Source organism: Microcoleus sp. D3_18_C2, from assembly GCF_036702395.1.
Lineage (GTDB): Bacteria > Cyanobacteriota > Cyanobacteriia > Cyanobacteriales > Microcoleaceae > Microcoleus.
The window spans coordinates 84,879-87,377 of record NZ_JAUBTG010000025.1 but is presented as its reverse complement, the minus strand read 5'-3'; the positions used below and the strand labels follow the sequence as shown (position 1 = coordinate 87,377).

Here is a 2,499-nt window from a genome sequence, read left to right as displayed (position 1 = left end):
CTCTGTATTCTCTCCCTCTGCGTTCTCTGCGCCCTCTGCGGTTAAATCATTCCGATACAACCGGAAACGATATCATTCCTTAGAAGCGATATTTTATGACAATAATCGCCCGATTGATGATAGCTTGACTGTCGCACCTACTTATATCATTTCCGGTAACACCGTAATGATGTTGACTGTTGACGGTTGACTGTTGACGCCGTGAACAGTCAACTCTAATTTACTATTCCGAAGCTGCAACCGGAATTGATATAATTCATCTGCGTTAATCTGTGTTAATCTGCCTGTATCTGCGGTAAAAACAAGAAAATTGCTTAACCGCAGATGACAATTAATTGACGCTGATTCACGCTGATGCAGAGAAGAGATAGATGAATAATCCCGATGCTAACAGATTTGATATTAATTGTTAAATCTAAAATCTAAAATCTACAATCGACTCACCAAAGTTCAAGATTCCCAAGGGCGACTGGGGAGTCAACTCTAAAATCTAAAATCTAAAATCTAAAATCTAAAATTGACTGACTTTCCTGGCTTGAATCTATCAAAAGAGGGAACTTTTTTAACAGCTCATCGGTGGATAACCTCTATCTAGAGAACGGTTCCGCCGATCGCTCAAATCGAGTAAAAATAGAAGGTCACATCTCCTTTTGTATTCTATGAAACTGAATTATTTTACGAAACGGCTTTCGACTTTAGGGCGCTTGATGGCTACAACAGTCCTTTGCGTGTCAGCGATGGCCTTCGTTTGGTCTGGTGCGTTCTTCTCCAACACCGCAGCAATGGCTTCTCCTGCTGTAAACTCGATCGCAGCAGCAGATGCGGGCGATGCGGTTCAAGAAAAAGCTAGCAAAGATGCTGGACGAGCCAAGAACTTCATCCGAGATACAGAAGAGAAGGTTAAGGAAGCTGCCAAGACAAATGCTGCTAAAGTCGATCGAGCATCGGAGGATGGTAGTGTCGTAGAGCGCAAAGCTAAGAAAGATGCGGCCACAATTGAGAAAAGAGCATCGGAAGATTCAGCTCGGACTCAGGAAGCAGTAGATAATACCAAGAATGCTGTAGAGCGCGCTGTTGACGGCATCAAGGATGTTTTTAGCAAGTAGACAATAAATTAAGTAGGTAAGCGCAAAAAAACAATAATATCTTGCAGGGGCTTGTAGGGGCGGCTTTAGGGCTTATCTACAGTAAGGGCGAGTCATCGTTGCAGAACCCGCCCTCTCCCAAGTAATGTTTATTTGTACTTACTTACTTACTTACTTGAAACTGAAAGATTGATGTACATTGACCAAGACCTCTAGACGGCTCGTGTAAGCGACCCCAAGCCCTTCTTTAAAATTGCCGCAAAAAGCGCAAATCGCTAGCATAAACCCGGCGAATATCGTCGATTTCATAAAGTACCATTGCGAACCGCTCGACACCAAAACCGGCCGCAAACCCAGTATATTTTTCGGGATCTAAACCGACTCCTTTAAGAACATTAGGATCGACGGTTCCGCAGCCCAAAACTTCCAGCCATTTGCCGTTCCACTGCAAATCTACTTCGGCAGAAGGTTCGGTAAAAGGAAAGTAACTCGTGCGAAAACGAATCGGCAAATCTTGTCCGAACATTTGTCGCAAAAACTCTTTAATCGTGCCTTTCAAGTCAGTAAATGTCAGACCTTCACCAATTGCTAAAAGCTCAATTTGGTGGAAGACTGCTGCGTGAGTAGCATCAACAGTATCGCGGCGGTAAACGCGGCCGGGAGAGACAATCCGAATCGGCGGTTTGTGCTGTTCCATGTAGCGAATTTGCACTGATGATGTCTGAGTCCGCAGTAAGTCGCCGCCTGGTAGGTAAAATGTATCTTGCATATCCCGCGCTGGGTGGTCTGGCGGGGTGTTCAGCGCCTCGAAGTTGTAATAATCTGTTTCCATTTCCGGGCCGTTGGCGACGGTGTATCCCAGGCCGACAAAGATATCCAGAGCGCGGTCTATGACGGCGTTTAAGGGGTGAACGCGGCCTTGGGGGCGAAAAATCCCCGGCATGGTGACATCGATGGTTTCTGAGGCTAATTTGGCTTGGATTTGGGCGGTTTGGAGGGCGGCGCGTTTGTCTTCTAAATCTGCTTGCAGGGCTTCTTTGACTGTATTGGCGATCGCCCCTACTTTGGGCCGCTGGTCTGGCGACAGTTTGCCCATCATGCCTAAAATTTGAGAGAGTTGGCCTTTTTTGCCGAGGTAGCCGAGGCGCAACTGTTCGAGTTGTTCGAGGGTATTGGCACTGGCGATCGCACTTTTGGACTCTTGGCCGAGGGTTTCTAGTTGAGTTTCAATGTCGCTTAGCTGGACAGTCATTTTGATTTTAGATTTTAGATTTTAGATTTTAGATTGATGGCTGTTTTGGGCCAAGTTGAGTTTAGCGCAATTTTGGCTCGACAGCCTTGTTGATTTTAGATTTTAGATTTGAGATTTTAGATTGATGGCTGTTTTGGGCCAAGTTGGGTTTAGCGCAATTTT

Annotated in this window: 3 protein-coding genes; 2 read left to right on the top strand and 1 reads right to left on the bottom strand. The window is 45.6% G+C overall.

All coding sequences use genetic code 11. From position 1 onward, the window contains the following. Together QUA88_RS16700 and QUA88_RS16695 are read left to right on the top strand one after the other, a co-directional pair. Nucleotides 1-190, top strand: a 190-nt coding sequence (locus tag QUA88_RS16700; protein ID WP_333212873.1) for a hypothetical protein, incomplete at its 5' end; no start/stop codon positions are given. 469 nt (nt 191-659) lie between these two features. Beyond that, nucleotides 660-1,106: a hypothetical protein gene (locus tag QUA88_RS16695; RefSeq protein ID WP_333212871.1), complete on the top strand. Its 447-nt coding sequence runs from the start codon at nt 660-662 to the stop codon at nt 1,104-1,106. Between the two features lie 226 nt (nt 1,107-1,332). Here QUA88_RS16695 and pheS read toward each other — a convergent pair whose 3' ends face one another. Continuing rightward, nucleotides 1,333-2,337, bottom strand: coding sequence for a phenylalanine--tRNA ligase subunit alpha (gene pheS / locus QUA88_RS16690; RefSeq protein WP_333052935.1), 1,005 nt, complete (start codon nt 2,335-2,337; stop codon nt 1,333-1,335). Nucleotides 2,338-2,499 lie beyond the last annotated feature (162 nt).

What these genes read in the sequence shown, in the direction of transcription:
- QUA88_RS16695 (WP_333212871.1), top strand. Translation starts at nt 660, where the DNA reads ATGAAACTGAATTATTTTACGAAACGGCTTTCGACTTTAGGGCGCTTG.
- pheS (WP_333052935.1), bottom strand. Translation starts at nt 2,337, where the DNA reads ATGACTGTCCAGCTAAGCGACATTGAAACTCAACTAGAAACCCTCGGC.